The 14,617-nt window shown below is 45.4% G+C and carries 16 protein-coding genes, 1 tRNA gene and 1 rRNA gene; 14 read left to right on the top strand and 4 right to left on the bottom strand.

The window, feature by feature from the left end:
- Window positions 1–519: 519 nt before the first annotated feature.
- Window positions 520–1,140 carry a ribosome biogenesis GTP-binding protein YihA/YsxC gene (yihA, locus tag ACRRS1_RS21510; RefSeq protein ID WP_432468767.1) on the bottom strand — a complete coding sequence of 207 codons (621 nt, stop codon included), beginning with the start codon at window positions 1,138–1,140 and terminating at the stop codon, window positions 520–522.
- Between the two features lie 144 nt (window positions 1,141–1,284).
- Between yihA and ACRRS1_RS21505 the strand changes: the two genes are divergently transcribed.
- The 5 genes from ACRRS1_RS21505 (at window position 1,285) to hemN (ending at window position 5,014) form a co-directional block, all read left to right on the top strand.
- A complete protein-coding gene (locus ACRRS1_RS21505; protein WP_432464021.1) occupies window positions 1,285–1,896 on the top strand; it encodes a c-type cytochrome in 612 nt (203 codons plus the stop codon).
- A gap of 108 nt (window positions 1,897–2,004) precedes the next feature.
- Window positions 2,005–2,637, top strand: a complete 633-nt coding sequence (locus tag ACRRS1_RS21500) for a class I SAM-dependent methyltransferase (RefSeq protein ID WP_432455471.1) — start codon at window positions 2,005–2,007, stop codon at window positions 2,635–2,637.
- Between the two features lie 12 nt (window positions 2,638–2,649).
- The gene (gene yihI, locus ACRRS1_RS21495; protein ID WP_432455472.1) at window positions 2,650–3,177 is read left to right on the top strand and encodes a Der GTPase-activating protein YihI; all 528 of its coding nucleotides are present in this window, start codon (window positions 2,650–2,652) and stop codon (window positions 3,175–3,177) included.
- A 5-nt stretch (window positions 3,178–3,182) separates the two neighbouring features.
- Window positions 3,183–3,629: a DUF2489 domain-containing protein gene (locus ACRRS1_RS21490; RefSeq protein WP_432455473.1), complete on the top strand. Its 447-nt coding sequence runs from the start codon at window positions 3,183–3,185 to the stop codon at window positions 3,627–3,629.
- Between the two features lie 11 nt (window positions 3,630–3,640).
- A complete protein-coding gene (gene hemN, locus ACRRS1_RS21485) occupies window positions 3,641–5,014 on the top strand; it encodes an oxygen-independent coproporphyrinogen III oxidase (protein WP_432455474.1) in 1,374 nt (457 codons plus the stop codon).
- A 51-nt stretch (window positions 5,015–5,065) separates the two neighbouring features.
- On the opposite strand, the gene znuA is transcribed toward hemN, so the two are convergent.
- Window positions 5,066–5,956, bottom strand: a complete 891-nt coding sequence (gene znuA, locus ACRRS1_RS21480) for a zinc ABC transporter substrate-binding protein ZnuA (protein WP_432455475.1) — start codon at window positions 5,954–5,956, stop codon at window positions 5,066–5,068.
- Window positions 5,957–6,077: 121 nt separating this feature from the next.
- On the opposite strand from znuA, the gene znuC reads away from it, so the two are divergent.
- The 6 genes from znuC to aroE all read left to right on the top strand — a co-directional run bounded on the left by znuC (window position 6,078) and on the right by aroE (window position 10,596).
- Window positions 6,078–6,827, top strand: a complete 750-nt coding sequence (gene znuC / locus ACRRS1_RS21475; protein WP_432455476.1) for a zinc ABC transporter ATP-binding protein ZnuC — start codon at window positions 6,078–6,080, stop codon at window positions 6,825–6,827.
- A gap of 3 nt (window positions 6,828–6,830) precedes the next feature.
- Window positions 6,831–7,619 carry a zinc ABC transporter permease subunit ZnuB gene (znuB, locus tag ACRRS1_RS21470; RefSeq protein ID WP_432455477.1) on the top strand — a complete coding sequence of 263 codons (789 nt, stop codon included), beginning with the start codon at window positions 6,831–6,833 and terminating at the stop codon, window positions 7,617–7,619.
- Window positions 7,619–8,200, top strand: coding sequence for a Sua5/YciO/YrdC/YwlC family protein (locus ACRRS1_RS21465; protein ID WP_432468768.1), 582 nt, complete (start codon window positions 7,619–7,621; stop codon window positions 8,198–8,200). The genes znuB and ACRRS1_RS21465 overlap by 1 nt, the downstream gene beginning before the upstream one ends.
- A 20-nt stretch (window positions 8,201–8,220) precedes the next feature.
- The gene (hemF, locus tag ACRRS1_RS21460) at window positions 8,221–9,159 is read left to right on the top strand and encodes an oxygen-dependent coproporphyrinogen oxidase (RefSeq protein WP_432455479.1); all 939 of its coding nucleotides are present in this window, start codon (window positions 8,221–8,223) and stop codon (window positions 9,157–9,159) included.
- Window positions 9,160–9,282: 123 nt separating this feature from the next.
- A complete protein-coding gene (gene maoP / locus ACRRS1_RS21455; RefSeq protein ID WP_432460434.1) occupies window positions 9,283–9,669 on the top strand; it encodes a DUF413 domain-containing protein in 387 nt (128 codons plus the stop codon).
- 108 nt (window positions 9,670–9,777) lie between these two features.
- The gene (aroE, locus tag ACRRS1_RS21450) at window positions 9,778–10,596 is read left to right on the top strand and encodes a shikimate dehydrogenase (RefSeq protein WP_432455481.1); all 819 of its coding nucleotides are present in this window, start codon (window positions 9,778–9,780) and stop codon (window positions 10,594–10,596) included.
- A gap of 33 nt (window positions 10,597–10,629) precedes the next feature.
- On the opposite strand, the gene ACRRS1_RS21445 is transcribed toward aroE, so the two are convergent.
- A complete protein-coding gene (locus tag ACRRS1_RS21445; protein ID WP_432460433.1) occupies window positions 10,630–11,079 on the bottom strand; it encodes a GNAT family N-acetyltransferase in 450 nt (149 codons plus the stop codon).
- A gap of 90 nt (window positions 11,080–11,169) precedes the next feature.
- Here ACRRS1_RS21445 and ACRRS1_RS21440 point away from each other — a divergent pair, with 90 nt between their 5' ends.
- Window positions 11,170–11,430 (top strand): DUF1488 domain-containing protein, encoded by a 261-nt coding sequence (locus tag ACRRS1_RS21440; RefSeq protein WP_432460432.1) that lies wholly within the window; start codon window positions 11,170–11,172, stop codon window positions 11,428–11,430.
- 66 nt (window positions 11,431–11,496) lie between these two features.
- On the opposite strand, the gene ACRRS1_RS21435 is transcribed toward ACRRS1_RS21440, so the two are convergent.
- Window positions 11,497–12,027 carry a gamma carbonic anhydrase family protein gene (locus tag ACRRS1_RS21435; protein ID WP_432460431.1) on the bottom strand — a complete coding sequence of 177 codons (531 nt, stop codon included), beginning with the start codon at window positions 12,025–12,027 and terminating at the stop codon, window positions 11,497–11,499.
- Between the two features lie 649 nt (window positions 12,028–12,676).
- Between ACRRS1_RS21435 and ACRRS1_RS21430 the strand changes: the two genes are divergently transcribed.
- Both ACRRS1_RS21430 and ACRRS1_RS21425 read left to right on the top strand, forming a co-directional pair.
- Window positions 12,677–14,219, top strand: a 16S ribosomal RNA gene (locus ACRRS1_RS21430).
- A gap of 105 nt (window positions 14,220–14,324) precedes the next feature.
- Window positions 14,325–14,400 (top strand) — tRNA-Glu (locus ACRRS1_RS21425).
- Window positions 14,401–14,617: the final 217 nt, after the last annotated feature.

The raw sequence follows: 14,617 nt of genomic DNA, 5'->3' as shown, positions 1-14,617 counted from the left end.
AGGCGTTTTTTTATCTAAAACGTGAACCGACTTCAGATTTTTACCATTTATTCTTTTATTCCCATTGTTTGTTTATAAATTCCTTATTATTCGTTGCTAAATTACATATTTCCTTGAGTTTTTGCTGATGGCATGAAACTGCTGATTTATAAAATTAAGTGGTCGTTGTGATGTATTGGCGACAAATGGATGTTTATCTCTGGCTACTCAGAGGGTTAAAAAGAAAGAAATGGAAAGTTTTTATGAATTAGTGTGAACTTATTATTTTTGGCGCAGTCTTAATTTATGCAATTGGAATAGTGCTTTCAGTTTTTAAGAATTCTTTTCTTAGTATGCCTCATCAGATGATGGGGCTTTTTTTTGAGCGAAATTTGATGCTGTAGATTTTTGCTGGCTGCTTGTTCGTCGCGAATAAATGAAGATAGGCCGCCAGTCTTAGAGCTATTGGCCTATCTTGTATCTGATTGTTGGGTATAAGACGCACCCTACTGAAGCGTCAATAAAGGTGCCTGAGTATTTTTATTCGGCTTGTTCTTGGCTATGTTGGTCGAACCAAGTCACTAGGCTGTTTTGCAGTAAATCTAGACCCTGTTTTTTCAGAGAAGAAAAAGCTTCAACTCGCACCTCTCCACCAAACTCTGCTGCGATTGCTCGGCCTTGTAATACCGCTGCTTTGCGTGCACCTTGTTTAAGTTTGTCCGATTTGGTTAAGAGTGCGAGTACCGGAATGTTAGACTCAACTGCCCATTGTATTAAGCTGCGGTCGGTATCTTTGAAGGGATGGCGAATATCCATTAATACCACGATCCCTTTCAGGCTTTGCCGTTCTTGCAAATACTCAGACAAAGATTTTTGCCATTGTCTCTTCACTTCTTCGGGCACTTGGGCAAATCCATAGCCAGGTAAATCGATTAAACGAACGCCTTCACTCAGTTCAAATACATTGATGAGTTGGGTTCGCCCTGGGGTTTTACTGGTTCGGGCTAAGCTTTTTTGTCGGGAGAGGGCATTCAGCGCACTGGATTTTCCCGCATTGGAGCGGCCAGCAAAGGCGATTTCAATTCCGCTGTCCTCAGGCATTGCCTGAATGTTAGGAGCGCTGGTAATGAAGTGGGTGTTTTGAAAATGATATTGCGCCATGGTTAAGTTAAGCTCTCACAGGAATTTGGGGTAATACATTACGTTTTTGGTAAAATTGTGTAAAATATGCCGTTACTGGGCTAGCTAAGTGTATCACGGGCGCCAGTGTGTGTGGTTTGGAATAATACTAATAAATGGAATGTCATGAAAAAACTTACCTTAGTGTTAATGTTAGTGGCGGGTGTAGCCAGTCCGGTATGGGCCAAGGGAGATGCTACGGCTGGGGAGCAAAAGGCTGCGACCTGTAAAGCTTGTCATAATGATCAGGGCGAGGCCTTAGGCTACCCCAAATTAGAAGGCCAGCACGCTGGATACATTGTGAAGCAGTTAGAAAACTTTAAGGCTGCGGCAACTGGTGGAGAAGGGCGTAGTAACCCGGTGATGGGTGGTATGGCGATGCCGCTTTCCGAGCAAGATATGCAAGATTTGGCCGCTTATTTCTCGAGCCAGCCGATGAGCCCCAATACCACAGCTCCAGAATATGTGGATGCTGGTAAAAAGCTATATATGGGAGGTGATTTGGAGCGTGGTATTACAGCCTGTACGGCCTGTCACGGTCCTCGTGGTGTTGGTCATGACTTAGCTAAGTTTCCGCGTATCTCATCACAATATGCGACTTACTTGAAGACCCAGTTAGAAAGTTTCCGAAGTGGTACGCGTAATAACGACCCGAATGGTATGATGCGTGATATCGCAACCAAACTGACGGATAAAGATATCGAAATTTTGTCGCAATATCTGGGTGGTTTGCACTAATCCCACAAGGAGTAGCTGGCGCTACTCCGTTCTTCCTGATTTATTATTCGCCATCTTAATTCTAAGTGTTACACTTGCGCCCCTAAAAAATAGGCGAGGTGTTAAGCGGTGAAATGTCCACTCTGCAGTGCTGTTTCTGCGAACGATTTTTATCGTGATAAACGCCGCCAATATTGGCATTGCTCACGTTGTGATCTCATTTTTGTCGATCCTAATGATCACTTAAGTCCTTTGGCGGAAAAAGCTCAGTATGACTTGCATCATAACGATCCTCAGGATGCTGGATATTTATCTTTTTTGCGGCGAGTGAGTGAGCCAGTCATTGCGGCCTTAGATGACTCGGCCGTCGGGCTAGATTTTGGCTGTGGGCCGGGTCCGGCTCTATCGTTATTGTTGGCGCAGGCGGGTCATCACTTACTCAACTATGATCCTATATACTATCCAGAGGCACAGTATTTACAGCAACGTTATCGCTTTGTGACCTGTACCGAAGTTGTTGAACATTTCAATTTTCCAGCAAGTGCTTGGAAACAACTGCTGTCGTTAGTGGATAAACCGGGATTGTTAGCGGTAATGACAAAACGTCATTGGGGAACCGAGGTGTTCCCGCAGTGGCATTACAAGAATGATCCCACGCACCTTGCGTTTTATAGTGATAATACGTTGTGCTGGTTGGCGGAACACTATCAGTTTCAATTGCAAATAGTCGGCCCAGATGTGGCCCTATTTCAGACCGTTTAAAAGGTAAAGAAGATGGCTAGAGGTAAAAAAAATCGTAAAGGCGGCTTAATTGGGATGCGTAAAGATCCTGACTTTAAAGCTAAGCGTGTGGCTGTTCCCGATCGGGTCACCATTGGTAAGGGTAAGGCTTCTGGGAGTCGTCAGCAGATCGCTGAGGCGAGCAGTCATCAAAGTCAAGCGGTCGAAAAGCAAGACGCACGGCTTGGCAGTAAGACGCCAGTCGCCTTAGGTGTTGAGGCTCCTCAGGCGCGTAAGCCGGCCGCGAAACCTACCAAGAAAAAAGTGGTTTTAAGCCCAGAAAAAGAATTGGCAAACTTAGAAGCGGATCCCCGCTTAGAAAGCCTCATCGATATCTTGGATGAGGGGGGGAGTATTAGTAAACAAGATCAGCAGTGGCTTGATTTACAGCTGGCTCGCCATGCTGAATTATTGGCCGAATTGGGTCTGGTTGAAGATGCCGAAGAGGCGGACGCTTTAGACGAAGATGAGCAGTTATGGCGTTCGCTAAATAGCGCGTCCTTGGATCAATATAAGGATTAACAACGATGTTTTGGCTGTTGCTGATTGCGGCGCTTATTATTGTGGCCTTGGCGGTGTATGCCGCTTTGTTGGTTGGACGTTTATTTGGTCAAAATAAAGTGATTAAACAAGCCGTTGTTAAACGCAACCAACGCTTATTGAGCGATATTAGTTATATTGCAATCGCGATGCAGCAGCAACGCTGTGGCTTATCGGAAGGCGTAATTCGTCTGTGTAATCTGTTAGTGGCGCTGCAAACGCCTAAGCTGATCGATTGGTCGCAGCGCTTTCCTGCGGTGTTTCAATTGTATGATGCGATCAATGAGTTACCCACTCATGAGGCTCGAAATCGCTTACCTTTGCCGCAGCGCAAACGTCAAGATCAGCATCGCGAAGCTCACGAACAAGCTTTAGAGCAACAGATCTTACAAGAAGCTAAAGTAATCGCCCAACTTAACATAGATACGCTCTAGGAGAAGATCGGATGGCCATATTAGGTGTTGACTGGGATCAGTCACTCATTGAAAAGTATAATTATTCTGGGCCGCGTTATACCTCTTATCCTACGGCCTTAGAGTTTAGTGAAGACTTCGCAGAGGCACAGTTTAATATTGCCTGCGAAAAGTTTCCAAATCGAAATTTATCACTCTATTTACATATCCCGTTCTGCCATAAGCTTTGTTATTACTGTGGTTGTAATAAGCTGATTACTCGCCACCAGCATAAGGCTGATATTTATCTCGATTATTTAGAGCAAGAGATTTTGCTACGCGCACCACGTTTCCAACAGCGTTTGGTGAGTCAAATGCATTGGGGAGGAGGTACGCCGACCTATCTTCAAGCTGAACAACTGAAACGCTTGACGGCCATCTTACATAAACAGTTTCAATTTGCTGAAGACGCTGAAATTAGCATTGAAGTTGATCCTCGGGAAATCGAACTGTCGACCATTGATTTACTCGCTGAACTAGGTTTTAACCGGATTAGCTTAGGCGTGCAAGACTTCAATAAGCAGGTACAGCAAGCGGTGAATCGAGAGCAAGATGAGCGTTTTATTTTTGCCTTAGTGGCGCGTGCTAAACAGCTTGGTTTTCGTTCGGTTAATATTGATTTAATTTATGGCTTACCCCATCAGACTCGCCACAGTTTTAATCAGACTTTAGCGCGGGTGATCGAGTTAGATCCCGACCGTTTATCGGTATTTAACTATGCGCATCTGCCGAGTCGTTTTGCGGCCCAAAGAAAGATCGATGAAACGGCACTTCCGAGTAGTGATGAGCGTTTAGGCATTTTACGTGACAGTATTGAGTTTCTTGTAAAGCATGGTTATCAATTTATTGGAATGGATCATTTTGCCAAGCCTGATGATGAGCTGGCAATCGCTCAGAGCAAAGGTAATTTACATCGTAACTTTCAAGGTTATACGACCCAAGGCGAAGCTGATTTATTGGGTTTAGGCGTTTCTTCGATTTCAATGTTAGGGGATGCTTACAGCCAAAATCAAAAAGAGTTGAAGACTTACTACGCTCAAATGGATCGTTTAGGCCATGCTCAGTGGAAAGGTATTGCTTTGACGCAAGATGATTTGATCCGTCGCGAGTTGATTAAAAAACTGATTTGTAATTTTAAATTGGATTTTGCTGAGATTGAGCGACTGTTTGATTTGAAGTTTGAGCAGTATTTTGCAGAAGACTTGAAGTTATTGCAGGGATTTTTGGATGATGATTTAGTACAGCTAAATGGACAAATCTTAGTCGTTACCGATAAGGGGCGCTTATTAATTCGAAATATTTGTATGTGTTTTGATGTCTACTTCCGCAGTCAGGCACGGCGCCAGCAGTTTTCTCGAGTGATATAAATAACGATTTGAATCAAAAAGGAGCCGAGACTCCTTTTTGATGCTGGTAAATTACGCTTGTTCGCTGCTTAAGCAATTGCGGTATGCATCGGCCATATTTTGCAGTAATTGAAAGTAGCTCTGAGCGTTTGGTACAACGGCGATGCCTAAGGGATCCAACAGGCCGATCTTTGCACCGCTATCTTCGCTAATAGTATGCAGTAGCGCACCATCAAATTGCGGCTCGGCAAAAATACACTGAGCTGAACCTTGCTCTAGATTTTGGCGTATGTATTGTAGCGTTTTGGCACCGGGTCTACGTTGTGGGTTAATGGTGAACTCTCCTAAACGGTTTAATTTAAACTGTCGCTCGAAGTAACTGTAGCCATCGTGAAACACAAAGTAACCCTGTTGCTTGACGGGCCTTAGCTGCTGGTCAATTTTCTTGTTGAGCTGATCTAAGCGTTGGTTAAAGCGCTGTAATTGCTGCTGTAGATGGATACGTTGCTCAGGATTGAATTTGATCAGTTGTTCAGTTATTGCTTTTGCTATGACGCGACTTTCGGCGGGGCCAAGCCAAATATGTGGGTCAACCTCATGGTGATGTTCCGCGTGTTGATGCTGTTGGTGGGCCTTTTCACCACTAATTAGTTGTAAATCCTTTAGTTCAAGTAATGCCAGTTGAGCACGTTGGGTCTGGCTTAGCGGTTTACTTAAGAAAGGTTCCAGTTCGTCGCCCACCCATATCACTAAGTCGGCTTGACGGATCCGTCTTACATCCGAGGGACGTAATGCGTAGTCATGTGGTGACACGTTAGGGCTAATTAAATACTCTACTGTCTGTTCGCCTTCGGTCAGGCTACTAATCAATAGTTGCAAGGGTTTAATACTGACTAAAATATTCGCGTTGGTTGCCCATGTGGGCGTGGCGATTAACAATAAAGCAAAGATCAGTTTACGCATGTAGGCTATTCGAGATGATTTAGTAAAATAATACGATAGTGTAACATCTAGTGTAGAATAGCGCGCCCTTGATGAAACCCCATTGGGGTTTTACGTTAGATTTAATCATAGGATTTTGGTATTGACCACCTTACTTTCATTAAGCAATGTATGCGTTAGTTTTGATCAGCGGCTGGTATTAGATCATGTCTCGCTGGAGCTCAATCGCGGCCAGATTACGACGCTGATTGGTCCAAATGGCGCCGGTAAAAGTACGCTGGTGAAAGTGATTTTAGGTTTGTTGCGGGCCGATTCTGGCAATATAACTAAAGCGACTAAGTTGCGCATTGGGTATGTACCGCAAAAGATTAATCTTGATGAATCCTTTCCGTTAACGGTTGAGCGCTTTTTAAAATTGGCTCGACATTATTCTAAACAAGATTTGAGTCGAGTCATTCGACAGTTGGGTATTGATGGTTTGTTGACCCGACAAATTGTTCGTTTGTCGGGCGGTGAGTTACAACGGGTATTGTTGGCGCGCGCGCTGTTAGGCGAACCACAATTGTTGGTATTGGATGAACCCGTACAAGGGGTTGATATTAGTGGGCAAATTGAACTCTATCAGTTGATTGCTGATATCGCACAACAAATTAACTGTGGTGTATTGCTGGTGTCGCATGATCTACATTTAGTGATGGCCGGAACTGACCATGTGATTTGCTTAAATCACCATGTTTGTTGTCATGGAGAGCCGGAAAGTGTCGCTCAACATCCCGAGTTTGCCCGCTTATTTGCCCACAATGAACGCCAGCAATTGGCCGTTTATACTCATCATCATGTGTGTGATGAACAAGATCATCAGCACCACGCATCGACCGAAGAGAATAGTTAAACCATGGACGATTTTTTAATTAATGCCCTGCTCGCAGGCTTAGGTATTGCGGTATTAGCAGGCCCTTTAGGCTCGTTTATGGTGTGGCGCAGACTTGCTTATTTTGGTGATACTTTAGCGCATGCTTCTCTGTTGGGTTTGGCTTTAGGTCTATGGTTGCAGATTAATCCGGTCTTCGCGGTGGTGATTAGCGGAGTGACATTGGCGATTATCTTATTATCCTTGCAGCGCTACAAGCAACTCGCCAGTGATACTTTGCTGGGTATTATGGCGCATTCGGCATTATCTTTGGGCTTAGTCGTGGTGGCTTTGATGGATAATGTGCGAGTCGATTTAATGGCCTATTTGTTCGGTGATTTGCTTGCGGTCACCCACCAAGATTTATTATGGATTTGGGGTGGCGGCGCGTTAGTTCTTGCGCTGTTACTCAGTCAGTGGAACAACTTATTGTCGGCGACGGTGAATGAGCAAATAGCTGAAGTAGAAGGTGTTAATATCGGATTAATGCGGGCTTTATTATTGCTGTTGTTAGCGTTGGTCATTGCCATTGCGATGAAGATCGTTGGTGCTCTAATTATTAGCTCTTTGTTGTTGATTCCGGCTGCTACGGCAAGACGTTTAAGTCGCTCTCCCGAGCAAATGGCGCTCTTAGCTATCTTGTTTGGGGCGATTTCAGTGCTGTTTGGCTTATGTTTATCTTGGTATCAAGATACCCCAGCAGGGCCTTCGGTGGTGGTTTGCGCCGCCTTACAATTTTTATTAATTCATAGCCTAGTGAAAGTAAAAGAGTAATGACAACAGAACCCCTACTTCCAGCAGCCATCAGTTTCGATGTCAACCAAGCTGTGCTCGCCCTACAGCAAGGCGCTGTGATTGCTTATCCTACCGAAGCGGTGTTTGGTTTGGGGTGCGATCCCGATAATCAAGTCGCAGTACAGAAAATTTTAGAGATTAAGTGTCGACCTGTTGAGAAGGGCCTTATTTTGTTGGCTGCTAGCTTAGCGCCTTTGTTACCCTATATTGACTACGCAGGGCTAAGCTCGTCACAGCGGCAGAAGTTGTTAAGCCGACAGGCTCGCCCTACGACTTGGTTGGTCCCGGTATCGGACAAGACACCTGCTTGGATCTGTGGACAATTTAATACGGTCGCGGTGCGGATAACTCGTCATCCAGTGGTTGAAAGCTTATGCCAGCAATGGGACAAGCCTCTGGTCTCAACTTCAGCCAACTATAGTGGTGAACCTCCTGCCTTAACAGCGGTTAATGCGGCTCATTTACAAGGTGTTGATTTGGTCTTAGATGGTGCCTTAGGCGGTGCTGAACAAACGAGCCAAATTTTAGACATTAAAACTGGTGCGCTGTTACGCCCTTAGGACTCGTGTAAGGAAGTACGATGCAAGATGTGAATATTGAAGCGGTACGTCAGTTTCTGCTGCAACTACAACAAACTATATGTCAACAATTAGAGTTGCAAGATGGTGAGGCTGTTTTCCTTCACGATGATTGGCAACGCGATCCAGCTGAACATCAAGGCTTAACGGGGGAGGGTCGAACTCGCGTATTGAGTGACGGTGCGGTGTTTGAGCAAGCAGGCGTTAACTTTTCTCATGTTTGTGGGCAACAAATGCCAGCTTCGGCCACTGCCCAGCGGCCAGAACTGGCGGGTCGACACTTTGAGGCGATGGGGGTTTCGTTAGTCATTCACCCGAACAACCCCATGTTGCCCACTTCTCATGCCAACGTACGCTTTTTTGTTGCTGAAAAAGAGGGCGAGGCGCCGATCTGGTGGTTTGGTGGTGGTTTTGATTTAACGCCTTACTATGGTTTCGATGAAGACTGTATTAGCTGGCACCAAACAGCGGCGGATTTGTGCCAACCCTTTGGGGATGATGTTTATCCGAAATATAAGGCTTGGTGTGATCGTTATTTCTTTTTGAAACATCGAAATGAAACACGTGGAATTGGCGGTTTGTTTTTTGATGACTTAAATACTCCCAGCTTTGAGCAAAGTTTTGCCTTTACTCGAGCGGTCGGCGAAGGATTTCTCAAGGCTTATTTGCCGATAGTTGAGCGTCGTAAAGCGCTTCCATTTACTGAACAACAACGAGATTTCCAGCTGTATCGACGGGGACGCTATGTTGAGTTTAACTTAGTCTATGATCGTGGCACTTTGTTTGGCTTGCAATCGGGGGGCCGTACTGAATCCATTTTGATGTCTTTACCGCCTTTGGTTCGATGGCGTTACAACTGGCAGCCTTCGCCGGGGAGTGCTGAACAGCAATTATACCAACGTTATTTGGTTGCCAGAGATTGGCTCAGACTAAAAGCATAATTTATCTTAAAAAAATGATTTAAATTCTTGCAAGAATGCCGACTTTAGATTAATTATTTTAACTGTTGGGTGGTCCCCATCAAGTTAACTTTAATGATTTTTTTATTAGTTGGATTTTAAGCTATGAATGGATCGTTTTTAGCAAAACGTCGATTTTCAGATGATAAACATTTTCGCCGTGGTTTTTCTCGTAGTGGTGCTTTTACCATTAAAGAAGCTGAGTTGTTAGAGCGTTGTGGTTACGCTTTCAAAGAGTTGGATGAGTCTCTTCGGGAACCACAAGACGAAGTTGAACAAGCCTTTATCGCGGTATGTCGTAGCGAAGCTGAGCCGGAAACAGCAGAGCAAAAACTATGGTTGAAGTATAAAAAGCTTACTGGGCGTAAAGCCTTTCATGGTTTAGTCAGTAATCCACCGAAAGCTCAGGCTAGAGTGGTAGATAGTGACGTTGACGATGGCGATGATGATGTGGAGGATGTTAGCACTGCCGATCTAGACGGTGAAGACTAAAATAAAGCAGCGTAAGCTGCTTTTTTTGTTATTTTAAACCATTGCACTTTGGCATTTCTGTGTAGCCTTGTTAAGGTGCAATTATGTTTTCTTTAAGTAGCGTTCAACATGGATTTATACGCAGTATTTGGCAATCCAATCCGTCAGTCAAAATCTCCCTTCATTCATACTTTATTTGCTCAACAAACTCAGCAAGCTCTGGTTTATAAGGCGATTGAACCAGCCCTTGATGGTTTTGCCGTCGCGCTTCAGCAATTTTGGTTAGATGGCGGTAAAGGTTGCAATATCACGGCCCCTTTTAAGGAGCAAGCTTATCAAGCGGCTGAGCAATATTCCCAACGAGCCTTATTAGCGGGCGCGGTGAATACCCTCAAACGGACCGACGATGGTGTGATTTTGGGAGATAATACCGATGGCGCGGGCTTGGTGGCGGATTTACTGTCCAACTTCGGTGAGCTCAAATATAAACGCATCTTATTGTTAGGCGCAGGTGGAGCGGCGCGTGGCGTGCTACATCCCTTGCTGTTAGAGCAACCCAATGAAGTGCTTATTGCTAACCGTACTTTGAGTAAGGCTGAAACTTTGGCGCAGCGCTTTGCGGAGTTTGGTGAAGTTCGGGCTTGCTCATTTGAGCAGCTCAGTGGGAAGTTTGATATTATCATTAATTCAACCTCAGCGGGTCTTGCTGGAGAGCTACCAGCGGTAAGCGCTGAGCTCATTCATTCCAAACTGTTGTGTTATGACATGACTTATTCTGCGCAAATGACTGCATTTAATGCTTGGGCGATTCGCCATGGCGCAGCTAAGGTGGTGGACGGTTTAGGCATGCTAGTGGGACAAGCCGCCGAGAGTTTTGTTATTTGGCGTGGTATCCGACCTGGAGCACGCCAAGTATTACGTGAACTTAGACGAAATTTAAGTTGTTAGTCAACGATAGGTGAGAACCAAGAAGAAAAACCACTAAGCGGTTGCGCTAAATTGCATACCGATGTGAGGAATATCATCTTCTAGATAGGGTTCGCTACAGATTTCAAAACCAAGTTTTTGATAGAAATCTTCCAAATAGCGTTGCGCCGAAATAGCAATCTGCGCTTGTGGCCAACGCTGCTGACAAAAATCAATCGCTTGTTGCATCAATTGCTGCCCTAGGCCGTCCCCTCGGGCAGAGGCTGCGATGACCACTCGGCCAATACTAGCCGTTAATGGGCTAGGCTCAAATACTCGAGCATAACAAAGTAACTGTTGCTGGGGGGTGCTGCCCAATAGGTGCCAAGCTTCCGGATCTTTGCCATCGGCGTCTTGATAGGGACAATTTTGTTCGACCACAAACACCGACTCTCTGAGCTCCAGTACCTGATAGAGTTGCTGATTAGTTAATTGTTCGAAGCTCAGCCATTGCCATCTAATCATTTAATATTCACTTGCAGTTTGTGTTAACAATGACAACACTTTAAAACAAATCGATAAAACAAGACAAGTGTTACTAGGAGTAAGCGATTTATGAATCAAGCAATTATTATTAGTGATGACCAGCACTGGCAGTCGGTCAATCAGCGAGTAGAGTTTACGGCTCAAGTGATGGGGGCGAAGATAATGTGCGCGGTGCGTAAAAGTACTTTAGAGCACCTGGTCGGTTTACCCTTGAATAATGATGCGAAAATGTTGGAGGCTTATCACAGTGTTCAGTTTGATATTGAAGATCTGCTAGAGCAGAAATTACAACAAGAAGATTTCGAACCCAACGGCGACCTTGTTATTTAGCCTGAGCTCGGGATTGTTCGCTGTGTACAATCATGCAACGTCTCCCAAGCTTAGGATCCGTTAAGTTTAACTCTCAAGATATTGCTGTTTTAAGCGTACGTAGTTTTGTGCGGATTCGCCTAAAAAAGCTTTCTCTTTTTCACTCAGGGGGCGAGCTTGTTTGGCTGGACTTCCCATATAAAGATAACCAGAGCTTAAACGTTTATTTGGCGGGACTAAACTGCCGGCACCGATCATTACCTCGTCTTCTACTACGACCCCATCTAATACGATGGCACCCATCCCAACTAATACTCGATTACCAATAGTACAACCATGTAACATTGCTTTATGGCCTACTGTGACATCTTCTCCGATGAGTAGAGGGAAACCATCGGGTGGGTTCTCAGTTTTTCGGGTGACATGTAAAACACTGCCATCCTGTATATTCGAGCGAGCACCTATATGAATATGGTTCACATCACCTCGAGCGGCGACCAAGGGCCAGATACTTACGTCATCACCAAGTTTGATCTCACCATATAGGACAGCGCTAGGATCGACCCAGACTTCTTTGCCGAGAATCGGGCTATAGCCTGAAAAGGATTTAATGGTCATTGCAATCTCCACTCATTGTTGCCATTACGATTGGCTCCCAGCTTACGTTATCCCTCGTTGAATACAAAGTGTTGCACTGTATCAGAAAGGAAATTTAAGACTAATGGATGAGCGTCGCCAAGAAAGCCAATAGTGAATACCGATGTCGAAGTTAAGATAAACAGATATCACAGTATCTAATTGTAGTGTCCAAATTAGCTCATTTCGGCCTTCAAAGTATGAATAATAAGCTCTTCGTGCCTTTTTTCGCCATAAAGTCACATTTTTACGTTTTTATTCAAAAAACACTTGCGCTAAAAACTCGGATCCCTATAATGCGACTCCACTGACACGGCGGGCAGCACGCAATAGCGCAGCAGCAAGCGGTCAGGGTTGGTAAGGCCTGAGGCTTTATCAGCGACGGTTAAACGCTTCAAACTTTCCTTAGAAAAGTTCTTCGGAAAAGATTGAAAAAAGCGGTTGACAGTCACCGAGGATGGCGTAGAATGCGCACCTCGCTTCGCAAGAAGCAACGCTCTTTAACAATTTATCAAGCAATCTGTGTGAGCACTCACAGAGCACTAAGCGAAAAAAATTAGCTTAAGTGGACTGGAGTGACACACTGTTTTAACAGTAATAATTTCAGTATTTACTTTGAGCGAAAAAACTTTGATTGAAGAGTTTGATCATGGCTCAGATTGAACGCTGGCGGCAGGCTTAACACATGCAAGTCGAGCGGTAACATTTCTAGCTTGCTAGAAGATGACGAGCGGCGGACGGGTGAGTAATGCTTGGGAATATGCCTTTACGTGGGGGACAACAGTTGGAAACGACTGCTAATACCGCATAATGTCTTCGGACCAAAGGAGGGGACTCTTCGGAGCCTTTCGCGTAGAGATTAGCCCAAGTGGGATTAGCTAGTTGGTGGGGTAATGGCTCACCAAGGCGACGATCCCTAGCTGGTTTGAGAGGATGATCAGCCACACTGGGACTGAGACACGGCCCAGACTCCTACGGGAGGCAGCAGTGGGGAATATTGCACAATGGGCGAAAGCCTGATGCAGCCATGCCGCGTGTGTGAAGAAGGCCTTCGGGTTGTAAAGCACTTTCAGTTGTGAGGAAGGCAATATGCTTAATACGTATATTGTTTGACGTTAGCGACAGAAGAAGGACCGGCTAACTCCGTGCCAGCAGCCGCGGTAATACGGAGGGTCCGAGCGTTAATCGGAATTACTGGGCGTAAAGCGTACGCAGGCGGCTTTTTAAGCCAGATGTGAAATCCCCGGGCTCAACCTGGGAATGGCATTTGGAACTGGGAAGCTAGAGTTTTGTAGAGGGTGGTAGAATTTCAGGTGTAGCGGTGAAATGCGTAGAGATCTGAAGGAATACCAGTGGCGAAGGCGGCCACCTGGACAAAAACTGACGCTCATGTACGAAAGCGTGGGGAGCAAACAGGATTAGATACCCTGGTAGTCCACGCCGTAAACGATGTCTACTAGTTGTCTGTGGGTTTAACCCGTGGGTAACGCAGCTAACGCATTAAGTAGACCGCCTGGGGAGTACGGCCGCAAGGTTAAAACTCAAATGAATTGACGGGGGCCCGCACAAGCGGTGGAGCATGTGGTTTAATTCGATGCAACGCGAAGAACCTTACCTGCCCTTGACATACTAAGAACTTTCCAGAGATGGATTGGTGCCTTCGGGAACTTAGATACAGGTGCTGCATGGCTGTCGTCAGCTCGTGTCGTGAGATGTTGGGTTAAGTCCCGCAACGAGCGCAACCCTTATCCTTATTTGCCAGCACGTGATGGTGGGAACTCTAGGGAGACTGCCGGTGATAAACCGGAGGAAGGTGGGGACGACGTCAAGTCATCATGGCCCTTACGGGCAGGGCTACACACGTGCTACAATGGCATGTACAGAGGGATGCGAACTCGCGAGAGCAAGCGGACCCCAGAAAGCATGTCGTAGTCCGGATCGGAGTCTGCAACTCGACTCCGTGAAGTCGGAATCGCTAGTAATCGTGGATCAGAATGCCACGGTGAATACGTTCCCGGGCCTTGTACACACCGCCCGTCACACCATGGGAGTGGGCTGCAAAAGAAGTGGGTAGTTTAACCTTCGGGAGGACGCTCACCACTTTGTGGTTCATGACTGGGGTGAAGTCGTAACAAGGTAGCCCTAGGGGAACCTGGGGCTGGATCACCTCCTTATTATGAACGTTTATGTTTTGTGACGTGTTCACACAGATTGCTTGATAGAAGATAAAGAGAGAAGTTCTAGTGTGGTTTAGAACCAACGAGAACAGCTAACGCAGTGTCCCGTTCGTCTAGAGGCCTAGGACACCGCCCTTTCACGGCGGTAACACGAGTTCAAATCTCGTACGGGATACCATTTCTCTCTTGGTTTAAGAAAATAAAGCTAAGCATTATGTTGATACAGTGCTTAGCTTTGGTTTCTAAGAAGCCGAATGCTCTTTAACAATTTGGAAAAGCTGATAAAAAATATCTCAAAAATACGAGTTAAATAACAAGTGTTTTTGGTATTCAAAAAAATAAGGTGATCGTACTCGAGTGGCAGGATTTATACAGCCTGACCATTCAAGTGATTT

The sequence above is a fragment of the Agarivorans sp. Z349TD_8 genome (assembly GCF_050870825.2).
In the GTDB taxonomy this organism is placed as follows: Bacteria; Pseudomonadota; Gammaproteobacteria; order Enterobacterales; family Celerinatantimonadaceae; genus Agarivorans.
The sequence above is the reverse complement of the archived record's forward strand: the minus strand, read 5'-3'. Positions and strand labels throughout refer to the sequence as shown.

What these genes read in the sequence shown, in the direction of transcription:
- yihA (WP_432468767.1), bottom strand. Translation starts at nt 1,140, where the DNA reads ATGGCGCAATATCATTTTCAAAACACCCACTTCATTACCAGCGCTCCT.
- ACRRS1_RS21505 (WP_432464021.1), top strand. Translation starts at nt 1,285, where the DNA reads ATGAAAAAACTTACCTTAGTGTTAATGTTAGTGGCGGGTGTAGCCAGT.
- yihI (WP_432455472.1), top strand. Translation starts at nt 2,650, where the DNA reads ATGGCTAGAGGTAAAAAAAATCGTAAAGGCGGCTTAATTGGGATGCGT.
- ACRRS1_RS21490 (WP_432455473.1), top strand. Translation starts at nt 3,183, where the DNA reads ATGTTTTGGCTGTTGCTGATTGCGGCGCTTATTATTGTGGCCTTGGCG.
- hemN (WP_432455474.1), top strand. Translation starts at nt 3,641, where the DNA reads ATGGCCATATTAGGTGTTGACTGGGATCAGTCACTCATTGAAAAGTAT.
- znuA (WP_432455475.1), bottom strand. Translation starts at nt 5,956, where the DNA reads ATGCGTAAACTGATCTTTGCTTTATTGTTAATCGCCACGCCCACATGG.
- znuB (WP_432455477.1), top strand. Translation starts at nt 6,831, where the DNA reads ATGGACGATTTTTTAATTAATGCCCTGCTCGCAGGCTTAGGTATTGCG.
- ACRRS1_RS21465 (WP_432468768.1), top strand. Translation starts at nt 7,619, where the DNA reads ATGACAACAGAACCCCTACTTCCAGCAGCCATCAGTTTCGATGTCAAC.
- hemF (WP_432455479.1), top strand. Translation starts at nt 8,221, where the DNA reads ATGCAAGATGTGAATATTGAAGCGGTACGTCAGTTTCTGCTGCAACTA.
- maoP (WP_432460434.1), top strand. Translation starts at nt 9,283, where the DNA reads ATGAATGGATCGTTTTTAGCAAAACGTCGATTTTCAGATGATAAACAT.
- aroE (WP_432455481.1), top strand. Translation starts at nt 9,778, where the DNA reads ATGGATTTATACGCAGTATTTGGCAATCCAATCCGTCAGTCAAAATCT.
- ACRRS1_RS21445 (WP_432460433.1), bottom strand. Translation starts at nt 11,079, where the DNA reads ATGATTAGATGGCAATGGCTGAGCTTCGAACAATTAACTAATCAGCAA.
- ACRRS1_RS21440 (WP_432460432.1), top strand. Translation starts at nt 11,170, where the DNA reads ATGAATCAAGCAATTATTATTAGTGATGACCAGCACTGGCAGTCGGTC.
- ACRRS1_RS21435 (WP_432460431.1), bottom strand. Translation starts at nt 12,027, where the DNA reads ATGACCATTAAATCCTTTTCAGGCTATAGCCCGATTCTCGGCAAAGAA.